Raw genomic sequence first — 24,567 nt, forward strand, 5'->3', positions numbered from 1 at the left:
TTGTTGTGCACAGCAAATTTATCCGTATTTGGAACTTCAAAATGAAGAAGATTTTGAAAAAATAGAAGCAATTTCTCTCGAAAATGACTATAATTTTCATCATTTATTGGGTAATTTGAGTCATAATTTTACATTTCAGAACAATTCTTCGGAAGATATTTTGGCTAAATTTATTTATCCTTATCAAGCTTCTCAAAATGTGTACGAATTAAAAGCTTTTGTAAATGATAAAGTTTTCGAAATTCAATCCAAATCTATTGTAGATATTCGAAAAGAGTTAAAAAATATTGATGCTTCAACTATTTTTAAAAATCAACAAAACAATCAAGTTTTACAATTAGATTTAGGAAAAATTCCTGCACATGCTACACTAAAAATTCAGCTAAAAGTTTCGAAAATTATTGAAGAAAATAGTTTGAATTATCAAGTTTCATTTTTAGAATTTATCGTGAAACGAACAGAATCTTTTACCCAAATTCATCGTTGGAACAATCAATTGAATGGTTACCCGAAAAACATAAATTCAGTTATTCATCTTTCGGGAAATTTTCCGATTTCAAAAATTGTTTCTGATTTAAAATTTTCAAAGGAAAATGATCGAAATTATGTTTCAAAAAATTTCGATAAAAAGATTCCAACTCTTCAATATGCTTATACAAAAAATGAACTACAAACAGGAATTGAAACGTTTACTGAAAATGGTTGCGATTATATTTTAGGAACAATTGAACCTGCAAATAATCCTTCTAAATACAATGCTCCGCGAGAATTTTTGTTTGTTTTAGATGCTTCTGGATCAATGATGAATCAACCAATTGAAACCACCAAAAAATTGATGAATCAACTTCTTCCAAATTTGAACGAAACAGATAAATTTAATGTGCTGATTTATTCGACAAAAAATGAATTAGTTTTTAAAGAATCTCAATTTTCAACCAAAGAAAACATCAATTTAGCTTTAAAAAAAATTAATTCTTTGAATGGAACTGGCGAAAAATTATTGGACGAAGCAATAGAGCAAATTCAGAAAAATCCTTTTGATAAAAACTATAAAAGAATCATCGCAATTATTTCTGATGGAGCGATAAATTTGAATGAAACGGTTTATAATTCACTCCGAAATTATGCAAAAGATACTCAATTTATAACATTAGGAATTGGAAAAGAATTGGATTATAGAGCGATGAATTTCATAAGTTTAGCAACAGGAACGCTTCCGATTACAGTCAATGAACCAAAAGAATTGAATCAAAAAACAGCTCAATTTCAGCAAGCTGTTTTGAATTCTTCTATTTATCACCTTAAAGTTCAATCATCCCAAATCAACCTCAACGAAACGTTTCCGAAGAATTTCAATACGTATTTAGCTCAAAATTCGGTCAATTTTGTTTCGCGTGATTGCAATCGTCGTTATCCAAAAAAAATCAAAATCATAGGTCTTCAATCCAACCAAAATTTCACTCAAAACTTTGAGATTAAACAACCAAATCCAAGTGAATTTACAGAAGCAATTAAATTTTATTGGGCAAAACAAAAGATCGATTATCTCTTAAAAGATGAAGAACGTTGCGGTGAAATGTGCAAAAAAGATGGACGATATCGAAAAGAAATTGAGAAAATTGGAACTGAATTTAACATTTCAACACCTTATAATTTATTGATTCAAAAAGGAAATATAGAAAATTACAACAATGATTATGATACAGATGCCGATGGCGTGATGGATATCGAAGATGAATGTCCGTATATAAAAGGAAATCGTTTTGGAAATGGTTGTCCTGAAAGTAATTTGAGTGATAAAAAGATTGGAAATTATGTTCAAGATTATTCAAATTATTTGATGGAGACCGTCGAATTTGATTTTAATAAAGCTGAAATCAGAGCGATTGATTATCCAAAATTGAATGAAGTTGTTGCAATTATGAAACGAAATCCATCGCTTCATTTTATCATCGAAGGTCACACAGACGCAGTTGGAACAGAATCTTACAATTTCGATTTATCACAACGAAGAGCAAATGCTGTATTGAATTATTTGGTAGAAAAAGGTCTGAATAAAAATCGATTTTCAATTTCTGCCAAAGGTTTTTCGGATTTGAAATACAAAGAATGTAATCCTGCCACAAATTGTATTGATTGGAAAAATTTTGAGAATAGACGAGTTAGATTTAGGATAAAATAATTATTGTAACAAAAAAAGACCAAGCTTTCACTTAGTCTTTTGTATCTTATAATAATTAACAGCTTAAGAAATTCTTTCAATCAAAGCCATGTAAAATCCATCATAATTAGTTTGAGATGGATAATGCATTTTGTCTGAAACCATTTTATAATTTGGATTATTTTTCAAGAATTTTTCTACTTGTTGTTCATTTTCTTGTGGTAAAATAGAACAAGTTGCATAAACCATCATTCCACCAACTTTAATGATTTTAGAATAATCAGCTAATATTTTTTCTTGTGTTGCTAATATTTCGTCAATAAATTCTGGTCTTAATTTCCATTTTGCATCAGGATTACGTTTCAAAACTCCCATTCCAGAACAAGGCGCATCAATCAACAAGCGGTCAGCAGAATTTTCCATACGCTTGATTGTTTTTGCTTCAATCACCTTTGTTTGTACATTTTGCACATTGTTACGTTTTGCACGACGTTTCAATTCTTTCAATTTCCAATCGTACAAATCCATTGCAATAATTTGCCCTTTGTTTTCCATCAAAGCAGCTAAATGCAATGTTTTTCCTCCTGCACCAGCACAAGCATCTACCACACGCATTCCTGGTTGAACACGTAAATATGGCGCAATCAATTGTGATCCTGCATCTTGAACTTCGAACCAACCATTCTGAAATTCATCTGTACGAAAAATATTTGTTTTCTCTTCTAGCTCTAAAGCATCTTGATATTTCGATAAAACTTTCGTTTTTATTCTACGCTCCTTCAACGCTTTTTGTAATGTTTTACGGTCTGTTTTCAAGGAATTCACACGTAAAACTGTTGGTGCTTGCGAGTTCATTGCATGCACTTCATCTAACCAACGATTTCCCAACGACTTCTCTCCTAACTCGAACATCCAATCTGGATATGATTCAGCAACCGCAATATTTTTAGACGAATTGTGATGTCTTTTCAAGACTTCTTTTGGATAGATTTTTTGAAATTCTTCCCATTTTGGTAACGTTTGCTCTGGATCTAAAGCAAACCAAGTTCCAACAAACTCCCAAATTGTATCAGGAGAAAGCGGACGGCTCATTGCCCCTTCAACCAAACGTTTCCAACGAACTAAATCGTAAACCGTTTCGGCAATAAAAGCACGATCGCGCGCTCCCCATTGCTTATTAGATTTCAATGTTCGCTCAACTTCTTTATCTGCATATTTTCCTTCGAAGAAAATTTGTTGCAAAGTGTCGGTAATTCCGACAAATAAATTTTTATATGGTAAAATCTTCATAACTCGGTGCAAATTTACAAAGACTTAAATGATTAGCGTAATTAATTTATAAGATTATACAAGTTCGAAAAGATCTTTTATCTTTTGAGGAACCTCAACCACTTTATTATGCTGATAATCGAAGGTAACCATTCCTGTTTTAGCTTTTGCAATTAATTTATCTTTTGTAGAAATTTTATAAATGATATCAAAACTAACGCGCGAAAAATCTTGCACACCAATTTCAATTAACAATTCATCGCCATAAAAAGCTTGATTTTTATATTCGATTGCAACATCACCCATAATCACACTTACACCTCCAAAATTTAATTCTGAATAACCATAATGTTGAAAAAACTGAATTCGCGCTTCATGTATAATGGACAATACTTTATCGTTTGCCAAATGATTCCCATAATTGAGATCAGTTATGCGTACTGGTATTATTGTTGAAAATAAAAAATTGTCTGAAAAATATAATTTTATACGAGCCATTCTGTAGATATATTTGCTCAAAGATAATAAAGTTGAATTAAAAAAAAACGGGTTTAAGCTCCTCAGCTTAAACCCAATTGATTTTTAAAAAAACTTAAACTTGTAAGTATAAATTTAACATTAAAAAAAATCAATCTTACTCTCTACTACCTGATTTCAAATTTAGAAATAATTTAATAAAAACCAAATTTTTTTAGAAAATTTTAATTATATTTTTTTATTTGAAATAAGACTGATATAAAAAACTCTAAATATTAGATTAATAAAAAACCAATATTCTATTTAATACGACCTGTATAAATAAAATATGCTATTTTTTATGTTTGTGAAAAATAGTAATTTGCAAAACCAAACTTTTAATATGAATTTGATTCAATACATTCATCAACATCTTAATTCTATTCCAGAAAAATCAATCAACAATACAGTAAATTGTTTGAATGAAGACAACACCATACCCTTTATTGCAAGATATAGAAAAGAGGTCACAGGAAATCTTGATGAGGTTCAAATTTCTTCTATAAAAAAACTTCAAAATCAATACAATGAAATTGTTTCTCGAAAAGAATTTATTTTAAAAACATTAGAAGAACAAAATCAATTGAATAATGAATTACAACAACGTATTCAGAAAAGTTTTGATTTGGTCCAATTAGAGGATTTATATCTTCCTTATAAAAAGAAGAAAAAAACACGTGCGACAATTGCGAAAGAAAAAGGTTTAGAGCCTTTGGCGAAAATCATCATGAAACAAAATAATATTCCTGATTTGGATGATTTAGCAAAAAAATATCTGAATGAAGATGTGACAAGTATCGAAGAAGCTTTTGCGGGGGTTCAAGATATTATTGCGGAATGGATCAATGAAAATGAGTATGTACGTCATCGATTACGAGATATTTTCAGAAAATCTGCTTTTATTGAAAGTAAATTGGTCAAATCTAAAATAGACGATGAAGATTCAACTAAATATTCAAATTATTTTGAATACGAAGAGCCTTTAAAAAAAATTGCTTCACATCGTTTATTGGCTATTTTAAGAGGTGAGAACGAAGGTTTTTTAAAAGTAAATGTATCAATTGATAAAAAAGAAGCCTTCAAATTTTTGGAATATACGTTGATAAAATCTATTCAACCAGAAGTTTCTTGGGTTATTGAAGAAGCCATAAAACATGCCTACAAACGACTTTTAGCTCCTTCAATTTCAAATGAAGTATTGAAAGAGGCAAAAGAAAAAGCAGATGAAACGTCAATCAATGTTTTTTCCAAAAATCTAAATCAACTGCTATTAGCACCACCTTTGGGAGAAAAAAGAATTTTGGCAATAGATCCTGGTTACAAATCGGGATGCAAAGTGGTTGTTTTAGATGAGCAAGGCGATTTGTTACACAACGAAAATATCTATCCTCATGCGCCACAAAATGAAAAAACTCAAGCTATCAAAAAATTAAAATCGCTTGTCAATGCTTATAATGTAGATGCAATTTCAATAGGAAATGGAACAGCTTCTCGCGAGACAGAATATTTGGTTCAGAATATTGCATTTGATCGTCCACTAAAAGTTTTTGTTGTAAATGAAGCTGGTGCTTCGGTTTATTCGGCTTCTAAAATTGCGCGCGACGAATTTCCAGATAAAGATGTTACCGTTCGTGGCGCTGTTTCTATAGGCCGCCGTTTACAAGATCCTTTGGCAGAATTAGTAAAAATAGAGCCAAAATCGATTGGAGTTGGTCAGTATCAACATGATGTCGATCAAACTTTATTGAAAAATGAGTTGGATGATGTTGTTTCTTTCTGTGTAAACAAAGTTGGTGTAAATCTGAACACAGCAAGCAAACATTTACTAAATTATGTTGCAGGAATTGGTGAAAAAATGGCTGAAAATATTGTAGAATATCGAAGCGAAAATGGTGCGTTTAATTCGAGAAAAGAGTTACTAAAAGTTCCTCGTTTGGGTGAAAAAGCATTCTTACAAGCTTCTGCTTTTTTACGAATTCCAAATGCAAAAAATCCGTTAGATAATTCTGCTGTTCACCCAGAATCGTATGCTCTTGTAGAGAAAATGGCGAAAGATTTGAAAGTTGATTTGAAAGATTTAATTCAGAATAAAGAATTGATTAATCAACTTGATTTGACCAAATATATTACAGAAAAAGTAGGTTTACCAACTTTAGAAGATATTAAAAAGGAACTCGAAAAACCTGGTTTAGATCCGCGTTCTACAGCCAAAGTTTTTAGTTTTGATCAACGATTAAAGAAATTCGAAGATTTGCAATTGGGCATGAAAGTTCCTGGAATTATTAATAATATTACCAATTTTGGCTGTTTTGTAGATATAGGAATTAAAGAAAATGGTTTAATTCATATTTCTAAAATTTCGAATGAATTTATTTCAGATGTAAATTCAAAAGTGCATTTAAGTCAACAAGTTGAAGTTACTGTAATTGGAATTGATACAGAAAAACGTAAAATTCAATTGTCTTTGATTGATTAAGGAAAATAATTTCAAAATAAAAAGGCAATCTAACAAAAGATTGCCTTTTTGATTTTATTATTTTCTGAGCAGAAACTAATCTTCAAATTTTACTTTATATTGTTTATCAAACTCTTTTTTCTGCGCATCAGTCATCTTACTACGCATATATTTTATTGTAAATCCACCAATCATTTTATCACCTTTATAATACATCCAATCCGATAATTTGGTCGGATCAATCACAACTGTATCATTGTGTTTCACCAATTTTGTGTATTGCGGAACGTTGTCTACAATTCCTTTTAATTGATCGTTATCCGAATATACATCACGAATCCAAATATGCTCTTTTTGTGTCGCATTCGGAATATCATACATTTGTTTGACAATAAAATTAGTTGTCGTTGTATCTTTCATCGACAACGCCAATTTGAAATCATCAAACGTTTGTTGCGCTTCCTTCCCAATACTATCCAAATCTTTTTGTTCTTGCTTTTGCTTATCCAAACCTTTATAAGCTTCTACTCCAGCATTTTCTTTGTTACCACAAGAAAATAATAAAACCGAAAAAGCTATTGCGAATAATGTATATTTCATAATTGTATTTCTTTGATTGTTGTCCTATAAAGTTACATAAATTTATTCAAAATAAGATAAATTCAACTCTTTTGGTGTTGGCTGAATCCATTTTTGATGACCAAAATAACTCCAAGTTGTATAAGCTAAATTGTAATTTGGATTTGTAAATTGATAATAATCGCTACCATTGACAGAAACTTTTGCATCCACAAAAACTTTGACATCTTTCACACCATTTTTCGCATAATCATATTTTACATAACGTGCAAATTGCCACATCATATCTGGGCTAACCGCCATTTTTGACATTTGTTTGAAGGTTAGATATTTTGTCAAATCTACTTTCTCGCGTTTCAAGAATTTACCTTTTTTCTGTGGATCTGGTTTCGAAACATATACCACAACTTCACCCGCTTTGTTACGCAACATCATTCGCCAAGCCATGCGATGACCTTCCTCTGTCCAAAAAACATTTCCTGGAATAAAATAATGACGAACAGGTAAATATATTTGCCAAATCACATAGAAAAACATCAAATAAGAGAACATGACACGACGTGTTGTCAATAAATTATCATCATCCGAACGATCCATCATAAATGATTTTTTAGGAAAAACAACTTCCTGAATCTTAACGGGATCATAAAAGAAAATTAACATTGCCAAAGCAAAGAAAGGAAATATTCCAATCCCGAAAACTGCAGAATTGAAAATATGAAAGGCTACAGCACATTTGAAAGCGATTCCACGCGTTCTATTCATCAACATTGCAGGAATAATCAATAAATCGAAAAAGAATCCGCCCCAAGCAAAAACTTGTGCAAACTCTAAACTACTTACAACTTTTCCTAATCCAATCAAATTATATTTTGTTGTTAATAAATCGCCATATTCGTGAAATTTCATTTGTAAAAAAACACCGTTAAACCAATCTGGATAAATCTTTGCAAAAGCCGCAAAAACATACACAATCAATAACTGGATAATGAATAATGTTGGTACCCAATTGCGCATGGTTAGACGTTTTATTTTCGGAAAAATTAAACTATCAATCGAAAAGAAATGATGCGCAGGAATTATCGTCATCATCCACGAAACTAGCATAAACAGATAATAATGGTTGTTGTAGCTTGTTTTTTGCATGAAATACGTCAACGACCATAAAATAGAAAATACGATAATTGAAAATCGATAAGCAAATCCAAACACGATAAACCAGCCTAAAATTCCCATGAGCAGGTACAAATAAATCATATTTTGTCCCAAGAAAACATTTGTCCACTCGAATCCGATGAACGAAAATGTAATGTGCGGTTCAACAAAATTTGTTTGTACCCAACCTGTAAAAATGGCTCCCCAACATTCTGCAACAATTAATAAACCAAAGATTATTCGGAAAATTACAAGTGGAGAATTATCAACTTTTCGGAATAAATATTCGCTAAACATGATTGATTGTTAATTTTGGCTAATTTAAAAATAACCTTTAGAGTTTAGCTACTTTTAGCGTATATTTATTGTATGAAAACGAGGAAAATTATTTTGTTTGATGGAATTTGCAATTTATGCAATCAATCTGTTCAGTTTGTGATTGAACATGACAATAAAAATCAATTTCAGTTTGCTTCATTACAATCTGATTTTGGACAAAATTTTTTGAAAGAAAATAATTTGGATGCCGCTCAATTTGATTCTATCGTTTTTATTGAAGATGATAAATTTTATACCAAATCATCTGCTGCGCTAAAAATTGCTAAATATTTGGACGGAATAACTTCGTGGTTGACTATTTTTATGATTGTTCCAAAGCCTTTGCGCGATGTGGTTTATAGTTTTATTGCGAAAAATCGTTATCGTTGGTTTGGAAAACAAGAAAGTTGTTGGTTACCTAGTCCAGAATTGAAGGCGAAGTTTTTAGATTAAGTTTTAAACTTCTTGATTCAAATAGTTTTTAATCTTCTTAAAAAGAATTACCCAAAAATAAAAAGTCAATAAAAGGTTTATTACTACAATTATCAAGAGAACAAAGTTTCCATTTAATATTGTTGAATCTATTTCTCCCATTTGAATTAAAAAAGCGAAAAATAAGCAAACAACAAATAAAATGATAATACTCTATATTTCCTTTTTGAAAGAATGCTAATGAATAAAAATAGTATTGTTATCAATCCTAAACTATAAATTGAAACTTCATCTTCACCTCCAGAAGATTGTAATTGGGAAGTATAATAAAAATCATTTCCTTGCATATAGCCTAATCCATCTGTGTATTTAATAAATAAAAAACAACAAATGACTTGAGCAAGATATAAAACTTCAAGGAATGAAAAATGTACTTTCATTTTATTAACCTCTGTTTAAATTATTTAATCTTCTACAACTATTTTTTCATTAATTTTTACAATAGCTTCATTGATTCCTTTAAAATACTTTTCCTCACTAAAGTTTGGAACAACTACCTCATCAATTAGCTTTTGAGAAAAATCGTCAGAAATTATATTTCGAGCAATATCATTCGTCGAAATTCTAACTTCTCTTGATTTTAAATTAAACACAATTATCATATTTCCCTTTTGAAATCGATCAGAACTATTGTTATTAAGGATTGAAAATGAATAATCTATTATATTTTCATTTGGAAAATAATCATCTGTAGAAATTATAAATAGCTGAAAACGATTGGTCTTTTGAATTTCCTTTAATTGTTTTTCAAGTTTTGCTAACTCTTCTCTATTAAAAACTTTTTCTAAATCAACAACATTTGAAAACGGAATCAAAGAATAATTTTCAATATAAGGAAATTCAGTACAATTTTTAATCAAATTCTTTTGTAGATTGAACTGAAAGATGTTTACATCTGATATTAAAAAGTCTACTGCATCAGTATTGAAATATTTATTAAAATCTAATAAATTTTTAGCTGGTTTTTTCTTTTTAAATGATTTACAGATTTCTTTGCTTATTTGATCATAATCTTGTGCATAAGAAAATGTAATATTTGTGAATAAAAGAACTGATAGAAGTATTTTTCTTATCATTACAACGAATTAAAATCTACTGATTTTTATATTTCTCAATTGCAGCTTTTATTTTTTCGCGACGATTAGATGGAGATGGATGCGTACTTTGAAATTCTGGAACTTGGCTTCCTCCCGAAGCTTCTTCCAAAATATCCATTACACCAATCAATGCTTCTGGATTATATCCTGCTTGAATCATAAATCGAACGCCCAAATCATCAGACTCCAATTCATCATCACGACCATATTTCATGTTCACCATATTTGCCACAACTTGCGCATAATAAGCCGAATTTGCGTCTCCAGCTGCAACACCTGCCGCTCCTGCAATTCCTTGCGAAAGTTCTTGTTTCGACATTTGTTCTGCACTATGACGCGCAATAACGTGACCAACTTCGTGTCCCAAAACTCCAGCCAATTGATCTTCGTTTTGCAAACGCGTCAACAAAGCTTCGGTAATAAAAATTGGGCCACCAGGCAATGCAAAAGCATTTACAGTTCGATTATCTGCCAACACATAAAACTGAAATGGATAATTCGTTTTATGCGCATCACTAGTATTGACCACTTTCGCGCCTACTCGTTTTACAAGTTCTTGGTATTGCACATTGCGAGATAGTCCACCAAACTCTTGAGCCATTTGCGGAGCCGAATTAATTCCCATCGCAATTTCGTCATCTTTGGTTAATGAAATATATTGCTTTTCGCCTGTAATTTCATTGACTTCCGAAGAAGAAAAATATTTTATAACAGAAAAAATAACAATTGCTGCGGCAATTATTAATTTCATCGACGTTCCGCCCTTTTGCATATCAATATAAGGTGTTAATTATTTTTTGTGCCTTTTCTTTAAAATCTCCAAAACATCTTTTAATTCAAAGCCACGAGCATGTAAAGCCATAAGGTAATAAAAGAAAACATCTGCCGATTCTTCCAAAAAGTTTTCGTCGTTATCTTGTTCCGAAGCAATCACCATTTCTACAGCTTCTTCCCCCATTTTTTTAGCGATTTGCGAATTACCTTTTTTATGAACACGTTTCATTTTAGATTTTTTCGCATCCTCTAATTTCGCCTCTTCCATCATTATTTCCAATTTCTTTAAGAATGGAAATTTTTTCTCTTTTTTGACTTCAGAAGTATTTTCATTAAGTTCCATAAAATCGTTTGTTTTCATAGATTTTTTTAAACGTAGAATAAATTTAAGAAATTCTACCGAATTATTTATCTCAATTCTATTGCCAATATTACTATTTTTTGAAAAAAAAGAAAGTTTTTATTCACATTTATTTCTAAAAAAATAAAATTCTAATCAATTCATTCAATTAATTTTTAAGATTGTTATTCACTTTTATTTTAAGATAAAAAAACGTATTTTTACGCGAAAATAAACATAGCGCAAACACAATGAACACAAACGATTTTTCCATTAGACATATTGGAAACAATGCGCAGCAAGCAGCTGAAATGCTTTCTGTTATTGGGAAAGATTCTATTGATTCTTTAATTGAGGCAACAGTTCCTCAGAACATTCGATTGAAAAATGCTTTGGATCTACCAGAAGCTTTATCAGAATTTGAAGCTATTAATCATTTAGCTGAAATCGCTTCAAAAAATAAAAAAGTAAAAAATTATCTTGGATATGGATATTATGGTACAATTTTACCAGCACCAATTCAACGTAATATATTAGAAAATGCTGGTTGGTACACAGCTTATACACCATACCAAGCGGAAATTGCGCAAGGACGTTTAGAAGCTTTATTAAATTTCCAAACTGTTATTTCTGATTTAACAGGTTTACCTATCGCAAATGCCTCTTTATTAGACGAAGGTACTGCATGTGGTGAAGCAATGCACATGTTATTTGAATCTCGTTCTCGTGATCAAAAGAAAAACAATGTCAACAAATTTTTTGTAGCAGACAACTTATTCCCTCAATCTGTAGCAGTTTTAGAAACGAAAGCACACGGTTTAGGAATTGAATTAGTTGTTGGAAACTTTGAAACAACTGAATTAACAGAAGAATTCTTCGGAGCGATTGTACAATACATCGGAAAAGGAGGACAAATCAATAATTATAAATCATTTGTAGAAAAAGCAAATGCGGTTAACGTAAAAGTTGCTGTTGCAACAGATTTATTAGCTTTAACATTGTTAACACCTCCAGGTGAATGGGGAGCTGATATCGCAATTGGTACTTCTCAACGTTTTGGTGTTCCAATGGGATACGGTGGACCACACGCAGCTTTCTTATCTTGTACAGAAGAATATAAGCGTGTAATTCCAGGACGTATTATTGGAGTTTCTCAAGATCGTTTAGGAAACTATGCATTGCGTATGGCTTTACAAACGCGTGAACAACATATCAAACGTGAAAAAGCAACTTCTAACATTTGTACTGCACAAGTATTGTTAGCAGTTATGGCTTCTTTCTACGCTGTTTATCACGGAAAAGATGGTTTACAATATATCGCTGATCAAATCCATACTAAAGCAGCTGTTTTACACGGAGGTTTAGAGCATTTAGGATTTAAATTAGTGAATACAAATTTCTTCGATACAATTCAAATTGAGGTTGAAAACTCTGACGAAATTGTGAAGATTTTTGCAGAAGAAGAAATTAATGTAAATGGATTCGAAAACGGAAAAATTTCAATCACAATTGATGAAATGACTTCTGAAGAAGATATTTTTGAAATTTTAAGTGTTTTTGCAACAATTAAAAACACAGAAGACGGTTTCGAATTTGAAGTAGATGATTCTTATTTACCTCAAGATTTAATCAGAACTTCTGATTTCTTAACACACGAAAACTTCAATTTATATCATACAGAAACAGAATTAATGCGTTACATCAAACGTTTAGAACGTAAAGATTTAGCGCTTAACCAATCGATGATTGCATTAGGTTCTTGTACAATGAAATTGAATGCTGCAACAGAATTATTGCATATGTCTTGGGAAAGAATGGGGAATGTACACCCTTTCACTCCAAAAGATCAAGTAGAAGGTTACCAAACATTAATCAAAAACTTAGAAGATTATTTAGCTGTAATTACAGGTTTTGATGCAACTTCTTTACAACCAAATTCTGGTGCACAAGGAGAATATGCAGGTTTAATGGTTATTCGTTCTTACTTTGAGGCAAAAGGAGAAGGACACAGAAATGTAGTGTTGATTCCACAATCTGCTCACGGAACTAACCCTGCTTCTGCTGCAATGGCTGGAATGCAAGTTGTTGTTGTGAAAAACTTAGAATCTGGTGAAACAGATTTAGTTGACTTGAAAGAAAAATGTGAAAAACATAAAGATAACTTAGCTGCATTGATGATTACTTATCCATCAACTTATGGCGCTTTTGATAGCAATATCGAAGAAGTTACTGAAATGATTCACGCATACGGAGGTCAAGTTTATATGGACGGTGCAAACATGAATGCGCAAGTTGGATTAACTTCTCCAGGAAATATTGGTGCAGACGTTTGTCACTTAAACTTACACAAAACATTCGCTATTCCTCACGGAGGTGGAGGACCTGGTGTAGGACCAATTTGTGTAAAAGCACATTTAGCTCCTTTCTTAGGATCTTCTCCATTAATCGAAACTGGAGGAAAAGAAGCGACAAATACATTTGCTGCAGCTCCTTATGGTTCTGCATTCATTTTACCTATTTCTTACTCTTACATTTTAATGTTAGGTGCAGAAGGTTTATTGAAAGCGACACAAGGTGCAATCTTGAATGCTAATTACATGAAAACTCGTTTAGAGAAACATTTTGATATCTTATATACAAATGGAAACAATGTAGTTGCGCACGAATTTATCTTAGATTGTCGTCCATTCAAAAAAGCAGGAATTGAAGTAACTGATATTGCAAAACGTTTGATTGATTACGGATTCCACGCACCAACAGTATCTTTCCCAGTTGCTGGAACATTGATGGTTGAGCCAACAGAATCTGAGAATAAAGCAGAATTAGATCGTTTTTGTGATGCATTAATTTCCATTCGTCAAGAAATCGACGAAGTTGCAAACGGAGATTATCCAGTTGACAACAATGTATTACACAACGCGCCTCACCCAATTCACTTGATTACAGCAGACGAGTGGGAATATCCTTACTCTCGTTCTAAAGCTGCATATCCAGCAGAATGGGTTCGCGAACGTAAATTCTTTGCATCTGTTTCTCGTATTGATGATGCTTACGGAGATCGTAACTTAATCTGTACGTGTGCTCCTATCGAAGCCTATATGGATTAATTATTCTAGAAAGAATATATTTTTAAATACAAATCGCTCTGAGAAATCGGAGCGATTTTTTTTATTGAAATAATTTAAATGTTTAAAATGTTTGTATTTCTTAATTTTTTTTTAAAATTCATTCTAACTAAACTTTTAATATTAAAACATTTATGAAAAATTATGCTGCCGAGTTTTTCGGTACTTTTTGGTTAGTTTTCGGAGGTTGTGGTAGTGCAATCTTTGCAGCTGGTATTCCCGAATTAGGAATTGGTTACGCTGGTGTTGCATTAGCATTTGGTCTTACTGTATTAACAATGGCTTATGCAGTTGGTCATATTTCTGGAGGACATTTCAACCCTGCTGTCTCTTTCGGATTATTTGCTGGAGGACGATTTGATGGAAAACAACTTATTCCTTATATTATTTCACAAGTACTCGGAGCAATTGCTGCAGCTGGTGTATTATACTTAATCTCATCTGGAAACTCAGATTTTGCAATTGACAATACCAAAGCTGGTGCATTCGCTTCCAATGGATATGGAGCCTTTTCTCCACATGGTTATAGCATGTTATCTGCTTTTCTAATTGAATTTGTCTTAACAGCCTTCTTCTTAATTGTTATTTTAGGTGCTACAGATAAATTTGCAAACGGAAAATTTGCTGGAATTGCAATTGGTTTGGCTTTAACATTAATTCATTTAATTTCTATTCCAATCACTAACACATCTGTAAATCCTGCCCGTTCTACATCACAAGCTATTTTTGTAGGCGGCGAACCTTTAACGCAATTATGGTTATTCTGGGTAGCACCAATCGCTGGAGCAATTGTAGGTGGATTAATTTATAAATTATTATTACAAAAAGACGAAAGTCAAGCATAAACTAAAAGCTCCGCATGAGCTTTTTTTAATTTATTATTAAATGATATTCTGGATACAATTCCTTTATTATTTCTTCGGAATGCTTAGGTAAATAATAGCACGAAACATATAAAATTAAAAATAATAGGGGTAACAATATAGCTGCACCTAAATTCAAATAAAAGAAATTAACATTAAAATGAAGAATTGACTGAATACCTAAATTAAATATTCCCGAAGCAGCTGAAATAGATATAAAATTTTTATAAATCGTTTCTACCAAAACTAATTTTATACCCAAATTTTTTGTTTTACGTTTATATTCCCTATTCAATCGTATAAGTTGAAAAATACTAAAACCATAAAAAAGTATTACTACAACAGCAAAAGTAATTTTTTCATCAATCAAAGTAAAAAGCATATAAACAAGAGCAAAAAGTAAAATCAATCCAATGTATTCTTTCGTTTTTAGATGATCTAAAATTGCTCTATTAATCAGTTTTTTATATTTCTTCTGAAGTTCTAATTTCCTGTTGTCAACAATATCTGAAAATCCAAATACACCAAATTTTTTAAACTCAATTTTTAAAGCATCTTCAAAAGAAATTGTTTCATCAAAATTCCATTGCTCTTCAATTCCACAAGCCAAATGATCAACTAACTCAATCTGTAAATCATAATATTCTACATAATGATTCTTAGTAAATTGAAATAATTTTTCAATTTCAATCTCATTTAATTTTCTCATAGATTAGACAATTTAGGATTAATTAAATTCTGTATTTGATCTATTGTTTCATTCAGTGACGCTAATCGATTGACAGTTTCTTCTTGTCCAATTTCGGTTAATTTGTAATACTTACGGATTCTTCCATTTATTTTTACTGCTTCAACTTCAATTACATTTTGGGTTTCGAGCTTATGTAAAATAGGATACAGAGCACCTTCTTTGATTTCAAATTGATTATTAGAAAGGATTTTTATTTTACTTATAATCTCGTAACCATACATTTTACCATTATCTTGTAATAATTTTAAGATAATTGGTTGTAAGGTTCCTTTATAAAATTGAACATCTATCATATACCTAATTTACTTATGTATAATAAAAATAATATTTTTTTTTAATTATTCTCCTCTTTCAGTAAAAAATCTGTAAAATAATATGTTAATTAAAATATAGGATTGTTCGAAGCTTCCTGTTACAATTCTATTCCTTTGTTTTGATGTTTTCTTTGTATACAAAATGTTTTAATAATCGCAATACAACATAAAGCACAATTAATACAATTCTATATTTGTATAATTTTTCTAATCCTTCGATTGGAAAGAAATTAACCGAAAGAATTAAAAATAACAAAATTGCAAGAATACAACAACTTAAAGGATTGATTAATTTACTCATTTAGATCATTTTCAATATTAGTTGATTTTTTAGATTACTTGTTACAAAATATGGTAAACAAAAATCCGTTCAAGTAGAACGGATTAAATTTTATTTTAAATATTTTGGTGCTTCATTATTCTTCATCATTTTATTTAAGCTACGTCCAATTCCTTTTGTGATTGTTGAAAGATTTTTAAAATTAATCACCGAAATTTCATCATTAACTTGATGATAATGATGTTGATTTTCCATATTGACCGATGAAAGTGAGTGAGAAACCACCTTATGATTGACAAAGTTTACATTATCTGAACGGAAAAACAATTGCTGTTGTAAATAAGGATCGTGCTCTACGTTAAACGTTTTGCAAGAATTTTTATTCATAATCTCCATCAAATCCGAACGATCACTTCCTGTCATATACACTTTACCTTCGCCAAAAGCAGATACCGTTCCAATCATTTCTAAATTCAACATCACTTTCATTTGCGGTAAATATTTTTGGAAATCCGGATTTTCAACCAACATTTTAGAACCAATTAATCCAATTTCTTCTGCATCAAAAGCCATAAACATCATGTTTTGCTTCACTTTCTTATTCTTAAAATAATCAGACAACGCCATTACAGCCGATGTTCCACTTGCATTGTCATCAGCACCATTAAAGATTTTATCTTCGCTTTTATCACTTGTTCCAACATGATCAAAATGTGCACCTACAGCATAAATATCAGTCGATTTACCTTCTTTGATTCCGCAAACATTTTGTCCTGTTTTCCCATTGTATTCAAATTCGATTAAATACGAATCACCAACACATGGTTTTAGATTATTTTCTTTGAACTTTTTTGCAATTAATTCAGCAGCCAATCGATTTTCTGGTGTTCCAAATTTTCGACCTTGCATAGCATCAGAAGCTAATTCTTCGACATATTTCTTTTGATTTTCTTTTGAATATTGCGCGTTTGCTTGATTGAAAGCAAGTAATCCAATTGCAAGTAAAGTATATTTTTTCATTTTTATATGTGTGATTAATTTGACGGAAGATACGAAAAATTAACTTTTCTTCTCAAACATCAATTCTTTTACTTTTTCTTTGTCTTCATTTTCATTCTTTAGGTCGAACATTGTTCCGAAAATACGATCCCAAAACGTATTGGAAACGCCAAAACCTAATTCTTCGTCTTTATAATGATGCAAATGATGATTACGCCAAAGTGGTTTCATAAACTTGAAAGGTGGTGCAATAGCATGAATCAAATAATGCATAGATGCATACAATAAATAGCCAATCATAAAACCAGGAAAGAAAGCAAAGGCATATTTCCCTAAAATTAAATATTGAATCAAGAAAATGATTGATGCCAAAAGAATACTTGGAACTGGAGGCATAAACAAACGTTGTTTATCGCGTGGATAATGATGATGATTTCCGTGAAAAATGTAAACAATTCGTTTTAGACTTGGTTGTTCGGCTGTCCAATGAAAAAGATAACGATGCGCAAAATATTCGAACAAGGTCCAAAATAGCATCGCACCAAAAAAAATTGAAATAACTGTTATTGTAGATAAGTCGTAGCTATAAATACCATAATAAATACAATAGGAAAGTAGAGGAATGTACATTCCCCAAATAACTGCGGGATGACCTTTTGTCAACATTTCGAGGTATTTGTTTTCAAAGATTTGCGCTTGACCTTTATTATGTATTTTCTCAAATTTCATGGTTACAAAATTTAATTTACTTAAAAATAAGGTTTTAACATATTTTAAACAAACAATCTCTAAAAATTAATTGTTAAAAAAAATCCGAAAATCAAAGTTTGATTTTCGGATTATATGATAAATAAGAAAATTCTTATCTGTTTTCAATTTCAACGTAATCACGTAATGGTGCTCCTGTGTATAATTGACGAGGGCGACCAATTGGTTGATTTGTTTCGCGCATTTCCATCCACTGTGCAATCCATCCTGGTAGACGTCCAACAGCAAACATAACTGTAAACATTTCAGTTGGGATATCTAACGCTTTGTAGATAATTCCTGAATAGAAATCTACGTTTGGATATAAGTTTCTTGATTTGAAATACTCGTCTTCTAAAGCAGCTTGCTCTAATTTTTTCGCAATATCTAAAATAGGATCATTGATTCCTAATTTCTCTAAAACGTTATCCGCAGCTACTTTGATGATTTTCGCACGAGGGTCAAAGTTTTTATAAACACGGTGTCCAAATCCCATTAAACGGAATGGATCGTTTTTATCTTTTGCTTTAGCTAAGTATTTTTCAACATCTCCACCATCATTTTTGATTGCTTCTAACATTTCTAATACTGCTTGGTTAGCACCTCCGTGTAATGGTCCCCATAATGCAGAAATACCTCCAGAGATAGAAGCAAATAAACCTGCATGAGAAGAACCTACTAAACGTACACTTGATGTAGAACAGTTTTGCTCGTGATCTGCGTGTAAGATTAATAATTTGTCAATTGCATCAATAATAACTGGATCTAAGTCTAATTCTTGACCTGGTTTTTTGAATAATAATTGATAAAAGTTTTCTACATAAGATAATTTGTCGTTAGAGTAGTTAACTGGTAATCCTTTAATTTTTCTTTGTGTCCAAGACGCTAATACTGGGAATTTACCTAATAAAGTAACTGCCGCTTTGTACATATCATCTGGAGAAGTAACATCAACAACTTTTGGGTTGAATGCTGATAAAGCAGCTGTTAAAGATGTTAATACTCCCATTGGGTGAGCAGAACTTGGGAATGCATCTAAGATTTTGATTAAATCTTCTGACACATAGTTATACTCATTAATATCAGCGATAAATTTATCTAATTCAGCTTGTGTAGGTAATTCTCCTTTGATTAACAAATACATTACTTCTACGAAAGAAGATTTCTCTGCTAATTGTTCAATAGGATATCCACGGTACATCAACTTACCTTCTTCACCATCTAAAAAAGTAATTTTAGATTCGCATGCCCCTGTATTTTTGTAACCTGGATCCATTGTGATTAATCCAGTAGCACTTCTTAACTTGGAAATATCAATAGATTTTTCATCCATTGTACCAGTTGTAACAGGTAGCTCCAACTCATTTCCGTTGTAATTTAATATTACCTTATCTGACATTTTATAGTTTATATTATTTATTGCGTAATTTACACTTTTTTTATTAATTTGAGACTGATAAATATCAGTCTCAAATTATTTTATCGCTTAACTTTAAAAGCCTTAAGCCCTGGAAAAATTGCAGTTTCTCCAAGAATCTCTTCAATACGTAATAGTTGGTTGTATTTCGCCATACGATCAGAGCGAGAAGCAGAACCAGTTTTGATTTGTCCTGTGTTCAAAGCAACAGCTAAATCTGCAATTGTAGCATCTTCTGTTTCTCCAGAACGATGAGACATAACTGCTGTATAACGTGCATTTTGTGCCATTTGTACTGCTTTGATCGTTTCTGTTAACGTACCAATTTGATTGAATTTTACTAAGATAGAATTTGCTGTTTCAGCATCAATTGCTTTTTCTAATTTAGTTACATTCGTTACCAGTAAATCATCTCCAACAATCTGAACACGTTTACCGATTTTATCTGTTAAGATTTTCCAACCTTCCCAATCGTTTTCATCCATACCATCTTCAATCGAAATAATTGGATATTTCTCTGTCAATTCTGCTAAATAAGCTGCTTGCTCTGCAGAAGTACGGATAGCTCCTTTCTCTCCTTCGAATTTTGTATAGTCATATTTTCCATCGTGATAGAATTCTGATGATGCACAATCTAGTGCAATCATAATTTCTTCACCTGCTTTGTAACCTGCTTTTTCTATTGCAGAAATTACAGTATCTAAAGCATCTTCTGTACCATCAAAAGTTGGTGCAAATCCACCTTCGTCACCTACTGCTGTAGATAAACCACGGTCGTGTAAAATTTTCTTTAATGCATGAAAAACTTCTGTTCCTTTGCGTAAAGCGTCAGAAAAAGATGCTGCCTGAACTGGCATAATCATGAATTCTTGGAACGCAATAGGCGCATCAGAGTGAGAACCTCCATTTACGATATTCATCATTGGAACTGGTAATGTGTTTGCATTAACTCCACCGATGTATCTAAACAATGGTAAACCTAATTCTTCTGCTGCAGCTTTTGCAACCGCCAAAGAAACACCCAAAATTGCATTAGCACCCAATTTAGCTTTGTTTTCAGTTCCGTCTAAATCAATCATTACTTGATCGATTAAATTTTGTTCAAAAACAGAAAAACCAATTAATTCTGGAGCAATCACTTCATTTACATTCTCGATAGCTTTCAAAACTCCTTTACCTAAGTACAAGTCTCCACCATCACGTAATTCTACTGCTTCATACTCTCCTGTAGATGCTCCTGATGGAACAGCTGCACGACCTAAAACACCTGATTCTGTATACACGTCTACTTCTACAGTTGGGTTACCACGAGAATCTAAAATTTGTCTTGCATGGATATGCGAAATAATGCTCATTATTAATATTTTTTAATTGATAAAATTTTGATTTACCAAAAATAATGGATTTGAGTAATCTTTACAACGAAATTATCTTTTTTTAAAAATAATTTAATTCAAAAACAATTCGAAAAACTTATGCATGCATAATAAAGAAGTATAATTTCGATGCCTGCAAAGATTATTATTTTTTGAGTGAATTAAAAAAACTTTAGATAAAAAATTTAATTTGTTATTGTAAGGGTTCCGTTGGAATTCACATAAACTTGGTATGTTCTTGGCGCTCTATTCGCTACTTTTGTAGGTTGTCCTGTTAAAAGTATCCACTCAGCACCATCTTCTTTACAAACAATCTTGATGTCATCTTCCACAAATAAAGTGGTCTTATCAGTTGGGCAAATATGTGGTGCATTACGATCATAAGCTTTATAGCCCGTAGCTGTTCGTACAACAATAAGTCCTCTTGTACCCGTCGCTGGTCCATCTACATACACCCAACCTCCAGGATTATTAAGATTAGAATATAATGGTAAATTGATATTGATTGATACATTCACAATTGTATTTGGCACACAACTTACTGTACCATCATCTGAATTGCAGCCTTGAAATAAGCCAGCAAAAACACAAACCAAAATAACCTTATTTAGAATCGTTTTAATAAATTGTTTCATTTTTAATTTGCTGTATTTTTTTTATTATCTTTGTAGTACAATAACTAAATAGTCCTGCGCATAGTATTACATATGTGTAGGATTATTTATTTTATAAGATCTATTTAATAAAAAATTAAACATTGTTGTTATGGCAAATATACAATATGTAACGAAAGAGGGATTAGAAAAGTTGCGTGAAGAGCTTCATCAGTTAGAAACTTTTGAGCGTCCAAAAATTTCGCAACAAATTGCTGATGCGCGTGATAAAGGAGATTTATCTGAAAATGCAGAATATGATGCTGCAAAAGAGGCTCAAGGAATGTTAGAGATGCAAATTGCTAAATTGAAAGAAGTTGTAGCATATGCACGCGTAATTGATGAATCTAAATTAGACCATTCTAAAGTATCAATATTATCAAAAGTTAAAATAAAAAATACAGCGAACGGACAAGAATTAGTGTACACTTTGGTACCTGAATCTGAAGCTGATTTAGCTAAAATGCGTATCTCTGTGAATACTCCAATCGCAAAAGGATTGTTAGGAAAATCACTTGGAGAAGTTGCAGAAATTACATTACCTAACGGAATGACTTTAAATTTTGAAATTTTAGAAATATCTTTGGACTAAGATTTCAAAAATTAAAAACATATGGCAAGCATTTTCACTAAAATTATAAACGGAGAAATACCATCATACAAAATTGCCGAAAACGATAAGTACATCGCTATTTTGGACGCTTTTCCTTTGGTAGAAGGTCATGTATTGGTTATCCCGAAAAAAGAAGTCGATAAAATCTTCGATTTAGACAAAGAAACCTATTTAGGTTTAATGGACTTTTCTTACGAAATTGCACAAGCTATAGAAAAAGCAATACCTTGTTTACGCGTTGGCGTAGCTGTTGTTGGTTTAGAGGTACCACATGTACATGTGCATTTGGTTCCTCTAAATACAATGCAAGATATCAATTTCTCAAATCCAAAACTTCAATTATCTGCCGAGAAAATGATCAAAATTGCAGATAATATCAAATCATATTTATAATCGATGAACAAATACATTAAATTAGTAATCGCCGCTGTATTAATCGCTTTAGCAATCTTTTTGTTTACCATTCGCGAATACGGTTGGGGATTTGTTTCGTTATTAGTCGCTGTATTTCCAATTTTATTCTATTTCAGAAACGAAAACATCTTGTTAGCTTTCTGGTTTTTACGTAAAGAGGATATGGCAAAAGCGAAAAAATGGTTACAAAAGATCAAAAATCCATCATCAGAATTAATTCCTAAACAAATGGGATATTACCACTACATGATGGGAATTACTGAAGCGCAGGACAATGTAGCGGTTTCAGAAAAATATATGAAAGAAGCCTTAAACTACGGTTTATCGTTTGATCATGACAGAGCAATGGCTAACTTATCTTTGGCTGGAGCTGCAATGTCAAAAGGTAAAAAGAAAGAAGCGGAAGGTTATATTAAAGAAGCGAAGAAAAACGATTCGAAAGGAATGTTTACAGATCAAATCAAAATGATGAATGATCAAATGAAACGTTTCAACGTAAGTAATTCGCAATTACAAAACCCACATATGCGTCACAAAGGACGTAAATTCTAAATGGATATATCAAAAATTACAGAAGAATCATCATCAAACACCAACAAGTGGAAACTGATTGAAGAATTCTTTCAACAAAATTTCACAGACGGTGAAAGACCAGATTTAGATACGATTCTTTTTTTGATCGGTGTTCAAGAATTAGGACAAGGAAAAAAACGATTCAAAAAAGATGATAAACTCAATTTATTACACATTGCAGTTTGTCGCGTGTTAGAACCTTTTGGTTTTTATCGTTTCGATGGATTAGATCCTGATGGTTGGCCACATTTTGAGTTGTTGGAAGATTTACCACCTCTCAAAACAAATGAACAAACCTTGTTAATGAAATACGCCGTTATACAGTATTTTGATGATCAAAAAATAATAAACTTCGAGTCTTAAGATTCGAAGTTTTCTTTTTTATACAAATCAACGACCACTTTATCCGCATCTAACGTAAATTTCTCCGCATTTAACTCTTCTTTGGATAACCATAACAATTCGTTGATATCTGCATCCAAAACTTTCAATTTATCCAATGCTTTCTCTGTAATTGTCGCTTTATAATAAATCAATAAAACCTGTTCTGTCGGATCAAAAGCATTCAGCACAAAAAAATCTTGTGTATAAAAATGTTCATGAACTTCTACTTTCAAATTCAATTCCTCTTTTATCTCTCTCCTTATACAATCTTTTGTTCCTTCACCAAACTCCAATCCACCGCCAGGAAACTTATAAATTAACTCTCCCTGAAACGGCTCGTGAATCACCAATACCTTTCCCTTGTGTTCCAATAACGCATATACACGCACATTAAATGGTTTCATATCCTGTTTACTTTAAAACCTAAATATATAAAAATTCTTCATTCAAATGCGTATTATTATAGCGTTCCCTTCGGTCGGGCTATCCGTTGCAATCTTTTGTTGAAGAAAATTGGAAGTGATTACAGGAAAATCCAATTTCTACAAAAGGATTTCCACTGCTATCCCTAACGCGGGTTGTAAGTTGTAAGTTTTGAGTGATAAGTTATAATTTATAAGACATAAGATTTAAGACTTACAGGAATAGAAGTAGAAGTTAAAATATCCACTTGAGGGAAATAGGGGCTTTTCGATTTATGAGTTGTAAGTTATAAAGGAAGCTTCCTTTTTATAAAGAAGAAGCTTCTTGTTGGATGAAAGCAAGCTTCTTATTAACTGACTAGAAGCTTCTCGTTTTATAGAACATAGTTTTGAGTTAGCGTAAAGCTTACAGTTCAGCTTAAAGCGAAATCCATAACCACAAAAAAAGCCTCAAGTTATTCACTTGAGGCTTTTAATAAA

The 24,567-nt window shown here is 31.6% G+C and carries 26 protein-coding genes; 9 read left to right on the plus strand and 17 right to left on the minus strand.

What is annotated here, in order from left to right; translation table 11 throughout:
* Positions 1 to 28 precede the first annotated feature (28 nt).
* Positions 29 to 2,182 (plus strand): OmpA family protein, encoded by a 2,154-nt coding sequence (locus tag B4L98_RS02050; RefSeq protein ID WP_291077425.1) that lies wholly within the window; start codon positions 29 to 31, stop codon positions 2,180 to 2,182.
* A gap of 63 nt (positions 2,183 to 2,245) precedes the next feature.
* Here B4L98_RS02050 and B4L98_RS02055 read toward each other — a convergent pair whose 3' ends face one another.
* Positions 2,246 to 3,451 carry an RsmB/NOP family class I SAM-dependent RNA methyltransferase gene (locus B4L98_RS02055; RefSeq protein ID WP_038333863.1) on the minus strand — a complete coding sequence of 402 codons (1,206 nt, stop codon included), beginning with the start codon at positions 3,449 to 3,451 and terminating at the stop codon, positions 2,246 to 2,248.
* Between the two features lie 54 nt (positions 3,452 to 3,505).
* Positions 3,506 to 3,928 carry an acyl-CoA thioesterase gene (locus B4L98_RS02060; protein ID WP_291077448.1) on the minus strand — a complete coding sequence of 141 codons (423 nt, stop codon included), beginning with the start codon at positions 3,926 to 3,928 and terminating at the stop codon, positions 3,506 to 3,508.
* Positions 3,929 to 4,289: 361 nt separating this feature from the next.
* Here B4L98_RS02060 and B4L98_RS02065 point away from each other — a divergent pair, with 361 nt between their 5' ends.
* Positions 4,290 to 6,422 carry a Tex family protein gene (locus B4L98_RS02065; protein WP_291077426.1) on the plus strand — a complete coding sequence of 711 codons (2,133 nt, stop codon included), beginning with the start codon at positions 4,290 to 4,292 and terminating at the stop codon, positions 6,420 to 6,422.
* Positions 6,423 to 6,497: 75 nt separating this feature from the next.
* Here the strand turns inward: B4L98_RS02065 and B4L98_RS02070 are convergent, their stop codons facing one another.
* Together B4L98_RS02070 and B4L98_RS02075 are read right to left on the minus strand one after the other, a co-directional pair.
* Positions 6,498 to 7,001, minus strand: coding sequence for a DUF2314 domain-containing protein (locus B4L98_RS02070; RefSeq protein WP_221856682.1), 504 nt, complete (start codon positions 6,999 to 7,001; stop codon positions 6,498 to 6,500).
* Between the two features lie 42 nt (positions 7,002 to 7,043).
* Positions 7,044 to 8,432 (minus strand): HTTM domain-containing protein, encoded by a 1,389-nt coding sequence (locus B4L98_RS02075; protein ID WP_291077429.1) that lies wholly within the window; start codon positions 8,430 to 8,432, stop codon positions 7,044 to 7,046.
* A gap of 72 nt (positions 8,433 to 8,504) precedes the next feature.
* Between B4L98_RS02075 and B4L98_RS02080 the strand changes: the two genes are divergently transcribed.
* Positions 8,505 to 8,906 (plus strand): thiol-disulfide oxidoreductase DCC family protein, encoded by a 402-nt coding sequence (locus tag B4L98_RS02080; RefSeq protein WP_038333840.1) that lies wholly within the window; start codon positions 8,505 to 8,507, stop codon positions 8,904 to 8,906.
* 146 nt (positions 8,907 to 9,052) lie between these two features.
* Here B4L98_RS02080 and B4L98_RS02085 read toward each other — a convergent pair whose 3' ends face one another.
* From B4L98_RS02085 to hisE, 4 genes are read right to left on the minus strand one after another with little or no spacing between them, the layout of a single operon-like run.
* Positions 9,053 to 9,325: a hypothetical protein gene (locus B4L98_RS02085; RefSeq protein WP_038333836.1), complete on the minus strand. Its 273-nt coding sequence runs from the start codon at positions 9,323 to 9,325 to the stop codon at positions 9,053 to 9,055.
* 24 nt (positions 9,326 to 9,349) lie between these two features.
* Positions 9,350 to 10,021, minus strand: a complete 672-nt coding sequence (locus B4L98_RS02090) for a TPM domain-containing protein (RefSeq protein ID WP_291077431.1) — start codon at positions 10,019 to 10,021, stop codon at positions 9,350 to 9,352.
* A 16-nt stretch (positions 10,022 to 10,037) separates the two neighbouring features.
* Complete coding sequence (locus B4L98_RS02095; RefSeq protein WP_291077433.1) at positions 10,038 to 10,814, minus strand: M48 family metalloprotease; 777 nt, start codon at positions 10,812 to 10,814, stop codon at positions 10,038 to 10,040.
* A gap of 18 nt (positions 10,815 to 10,832) precedes the next feature.
* On the minus strand, positions 10,833 to 11,177 hold the full coding sequence (hisE, locus tag B4L98_RS02100; RefSeq protein ID WP_125350653.1) for a phosphoribosyl-ATP diphosphatase: 345 nt from the start codon (positions 11,175 to 11,177) through the stop codon (positions 10,833 to 10,835).
* A 230-nt stretch (positions 11,178 to 11,407) separates the two neighbouring features.
* Here hisE and gcvP point away from each other — a divergent pair, with 230 nt between their 5' ends.
* A complete protein-coding gene (gene gcvP / locus B4L98_RS02105) occupies positions 11,408 to 14,263 on the plus strand; it encodes an aminomethyl-transferring glycine dehydrogenase (RefSeq protein WP_286495377.1) in 2,856 nt (951 codons plus the stop codon).
* 152 nt (positions 14,264 to 14,415) lie between these two features.
* A complete protein-coding gene (gene aqpZ, locus B4L98_RS02110) occupies positions 14,416 to 15,126 on the plus strand; it encodes an aquaporin Z (RefSeq protein WP_125350651.1) in 711 nt (236 codons plus the stop codon).
* A 25-nt stretch (positions 15,127 to 15,151) separates the two neighbouring features.
* Here the strand turns inward: aqpZ and B4L98_RS02115 are convergent, their stop codons facing one another.
* The 8 genes from B4L98_RS02115 to B4L98_RS02150 form a co-directional block, all read right to left on the minus strand.
* Complete coding sequence (locus B4L98_RS02115; RefSeq protein ID WP_291077435.1) at positions 15,152 to 15,853, minus strand: hypothetical protein; 702 nt, start codon at positions 15,851 to 15,853, stop codon at positions 15,152 to 15,154.
* Complete coding sequence (locus B4L98_RS02120) at positions 15,850 to 16,188, minus strand: PadR family transcriptional regulator (protein ID WP_291077437.1); 339 nt, start codon at positions 16,186 to 16,188, stop codon at positions 15,850 to 15,852. Before B4L98_RS02120 ends, B4L98_RS02115 begins: the two co-directional genes overlap by 4 nt.
* A 127-nt stretch (positions 16,189 to 16,315) precedes the next feature.
* On the minus strand, positions 16,316 to 16,510 hold the full coding sequence (locus tag B4L98_RS02125; protein WP_291077439.1) for a hypothetical protein: 195 nt from the start codon (positions 16,508 to 16,510) through the stop codon (positions 16,316 to 16,318).
* Positions 16,511 to 16,600: 90 nt separating this feature from the next.
* Positions 16,601 to 17,509 carry a M28 family metallopeptidase gene (locus tag B4L98_RS02130; RefSeq protein ID WP_291077441.1) on the minus strand — a complete coding sequence of 303 codons (909 nt, stop codon included), beginning with the start codon at positions 17,507 to 17,509 and terminating at the stop codon, positions 16,601 to 16,603.
* Between the two features lie 39 nt (positions 17,510 to 17,548).
* Positions 17,549 to 18,217: a sterol desaturase family protein gene (locus tag B4L98_RS02135; RefSeq protein ID WP_291077443.1), complete on the minus strand. Its 669-nt coding sequence runs from the start codon at positions 18,215 to 18,217 to the stop codon at positions 17,549 to 17,551.
* 133 nt (positions 18,218 to 18,350) lie between these two features.
* Positions 18,351 to 19,634: a citrate synthase gene (locus B4L98_RS02140; RefSeq protein WP_125350643.1), complete on the minus strand. Its 1,284-nt coding sequence runs from the start codon at positions 19,632 to 19,634 to the stop codon at positions 18,351 to 18,353.
* Positions 19,635 to 19,714: 80 nt separating this feature from the next.
* Complete coding sequence (gene eno, locus B4L98_RS02145) at positions 19,715 to 21,007, minus strand: phosphopyruvate hydratase (RefSeq protein ID WP_286496395.1); 1,293 nt, start codon at positions 21,005 to 21,007, stop codon at positions 19,715 to 19,717.
* 206 nt (positions 21,008 to 21,213) lie between these two features.
* A complete protein-coding gene (locus B4L98_RS02150; RefSeq protein ID WP_291077445.1) occupies positions 21,214 to 21,663 on the minus strand; it encodes a hypothetical protein in 450 nt (149 codons plus the stop codon).
* A 130-nt stretch (positions 21,664 to 21,793) separates the two neighbouring features.
* Between B4L98_RS02150 and greA the strand changes: the two genes are divergently transcribed.
* Genes greA through B4L98_RS02170 form a run of 4 tightly spaced genes read left to right on the plus strand, consistent with a single transcriptional unit; the run spans position 21,794 to position 23,644 of the window.
* Complete coding sequence (greA, locus tag B4L98_RS02155) at positions 21,794 to 22,273, plus strand: transcription elongation factor GreA (RefSeq protein WP_019976987.1); 480 nt, start codon at positions 21,794 to 21,796, stop codon at positions 22,271 to 22,273.
* 21 nt (positions 22,274 to 22,294) lie between these two features.
* Positions 22,295 to 22,687, plus strand: a complete 393-nt coding sequence (locus B4L98_RS02160; RefSeq protein WP_291077447.1) for an HIT family protein — start codon at positions 22,295 to 22,297, stop codon at positions 22,685 to 22,687.
* A 3-nt stretch (positions 22,688 to 22,690) separates the two neighbouring features.
* Positions 22,691 to 23,260 carry a tetratricopeptide repeat protein gene (locus B4L98_RS02165; RefSeq protein ID WP_038333778.1) on the plus strand — a complete coding sequence of 190 codons (570 nt, stop codon included), beginning with the start codon at positions 22,691 to 22,693 and terminating at the stop codon, positions 23,258 to 23,260.
* Positions 23,261 to 23,644 (plus strand): hypothetical protein, encoded by a 384-nt coding sequence (locus B4L98_RS02170; RefSeq protein ID WP_219035367.1) that lies wholly within the window; start codon positions 23,261 to 23,263, stop codon positions 23,642 to 23,644.
* Here the strand turns inward: B4L98_RS02170 and B4L98_RS02175 are convergent.
* Positions 23,641 to 24,069 carry an NUDIX hydrolase gene (locus B4L98_RS02175; RefSeq protein ID WP_286496393.1) on the minus strand — a complete coding sequence of 143 codons (429 nt, stop codon included), beginning with the start codon at positions 24,067 to 24,069 and terminating at the stop codon, positions 23,641 to 23,643. The genes B4L98_RS02170 and B4L98_RS02175 overlap by 4 nt on opposite strands.
* Positions 24,070 to 24,567: the final 498 nt, after the last annotated feature.

Source organism: Empedobacter sp. UBA5528, assembly GCF_002426075.1.
GTDB classification, from domain to species: domain Bacteria; phylum Bacteroidota; class Bacteroidia; order Flavobacteriales; family Weeksellaceae; genus Empedobacter; species Empedobacter falsenii_B.

Bases quoted from the DNA above. Each gene is read 5' to 3' on its own strand.
- B4L98_RS02055 (WP_038333863.1), bottom strand. From the start codon at position 3,451: ATGAAGATTTTACCATATAAAAATTTATTTGTCGGAATTACCGACACT.
- B4L98_RS02060 (WP_291077448.1), bottom strand. From the start codon at position 3,928: ATGGCTCGTATAAAATTATATTTTTCAGACAATTTTTTATTTTCAACA.
- B4L98_RS02065 (WP_291077426.1), top strand. From the start codon at position 4,290: ATGAATTTGATTCAATACATTCATCAACATCTTAATTCTATTCCAGAA.
- B4L98_RS02070 (WP_221856682.1), bottom strand. From the start codon at position 7,001: ATGAAATATACATTATTCGCAATAGCTTTTTCGGTTTTATTATTTTCT.
- B4L98_RS02075 (WP_291077429.1), bottom strand. From the start codon at position 8,432: ATGTTTAGCGAATATTTATTCCGAAAAGTTGATAATTCTCCACTTGTA.
- B4L98_RS02080 (WP_038333840.1), top strand. From the start codon at position 8,505: ATGAAAACGAGGAAAATTATTTTGTTTGATGGAATTTGCAATTTATGC.
- B4L98_RS02085 (WP_038333836.1), bottom strand. From the start codon at position 9,325: ATGAAAGTACATTTTTCATTCCTTGAAGTTTTATATCTTGCTCAAGTC.
- B4L98_RS02090 (WP_291077431.1), bottom strand. From the start codon at position 10,021: ATGATAAGAAAAATACTTCTATCAGTTCTTTTATTCACAAATATTACA.
- B4L98_RS02095 (WP_291077433.1), bottom strand. From the start codon at position 10,814: ATGCAAAAGGGCGGAACGTCGATGAAATTAATAATTGCCGCAGCAATT.
- hisE (WP_125350653.1), bottom strand. From the start codon at position 11,177: ATGAAAACAAACGATTTTATGGAACTTAATGAAAATACTTCTGAAGTC.
- gcvP (WP_286495377.1), top strand. From the start codon at position 11,408: ATGAACACAAACGATTTTTCCATTAGACATATTGGAAACAATGCGCAG.
- aqpZ (WP_125350651.1), top strand. From the start codon at position 14,416: ATGAAAAATTATGCTGCCGAGTTTTTCGGTACTTTTTGGTTAGTTTTC.
- B4L98_RS02115 (WP_291077435.1), bottom strand. From the start codon at position 15,853: ATGAGAAAATTAAATGAGATTGAAATTGAAAAATTATTTCAATTTACT.
- B4L98_RS02120 (WP_291077437.1), bottom strand. From the start codon at position 16,188: ATGATAGATGTTCAATTTTATAAAGGAACCTTACAACCAATTATCTTA.
- B4L98_RS02125 (WP_291077439.1), bottom strand. From the start codon at position 16,510: ATGAGTAAATTAATCAATCCTTTAAGTTGTTGTATTCTTGCAATTTTG.
- B4L98_RS02130 (WP_291077441.1), bottom strand. From the start codon at position 17,509: ATGAAAAAATATACTTTACTTGCAATTGGATTACTTGCTTTCAATCAA.
- B4L98_RS02135 (WP_291077443.1), bottom strand. From the start codon at position 18,217: ATGAAATTTGAGAAAATACATAATAAAGGTCAAGCGCAAATCTTTGAA.
- B4L98_RS02140 (WP_125350643.1), bottom strand. From the start codon at position 19,634: ATGTCAGATAAGGTAATATTAAATTACAACGGAAATGAGTTGGAGCTA.
- eno (WP_286496395.1), bottom strand. From the start codon at position 21,007: ATGAGCATTATTTCGCATATCCATGCAAGACAAATTTTAGATTCTCGT.
- B4L98_RS02150 (WP_291077445.1), bottom strand. From the start codon at position 21,663: ATGAAACAATTTATTAAAACGATTCTAAATAAGGTTATTTTGGTTTGT.
- greA (WP_019976987.1), top strand. From the start codon at position 21,794: ATGGCAAATATACAATATGTAACGAAAGAGGGATTAGAAAAGTTGCGT.
- B4L98_RS02160 (WP_291077447.1), top strand. From the start codon at position 22,295: ATGGCAAGCATTTTCACTAAAATTATAAACGGAGAAATACCATCATAC.
- B4L98_RS02165 (WP_038333778.1), top strand. From the start codon at position 22,691: ATGAACAAATACATTAAATTAGTAATCGCCGCTGTATTAATCGCTTTA.
- B4L98_RS02170 (WP_219035367.1), top strand. From the start codon at position 23,261: ATGGATATATCAAAAATTACAGAAGAATCATCATCAAACACCAACAAG.
- B4L98_RS02175 (WP_286496393.1), bottom strand. From the start codon at position 24,069: ATGAAACCATTTAATGTGCGTGTATATGCGTTATTGGAACACAAGGGA.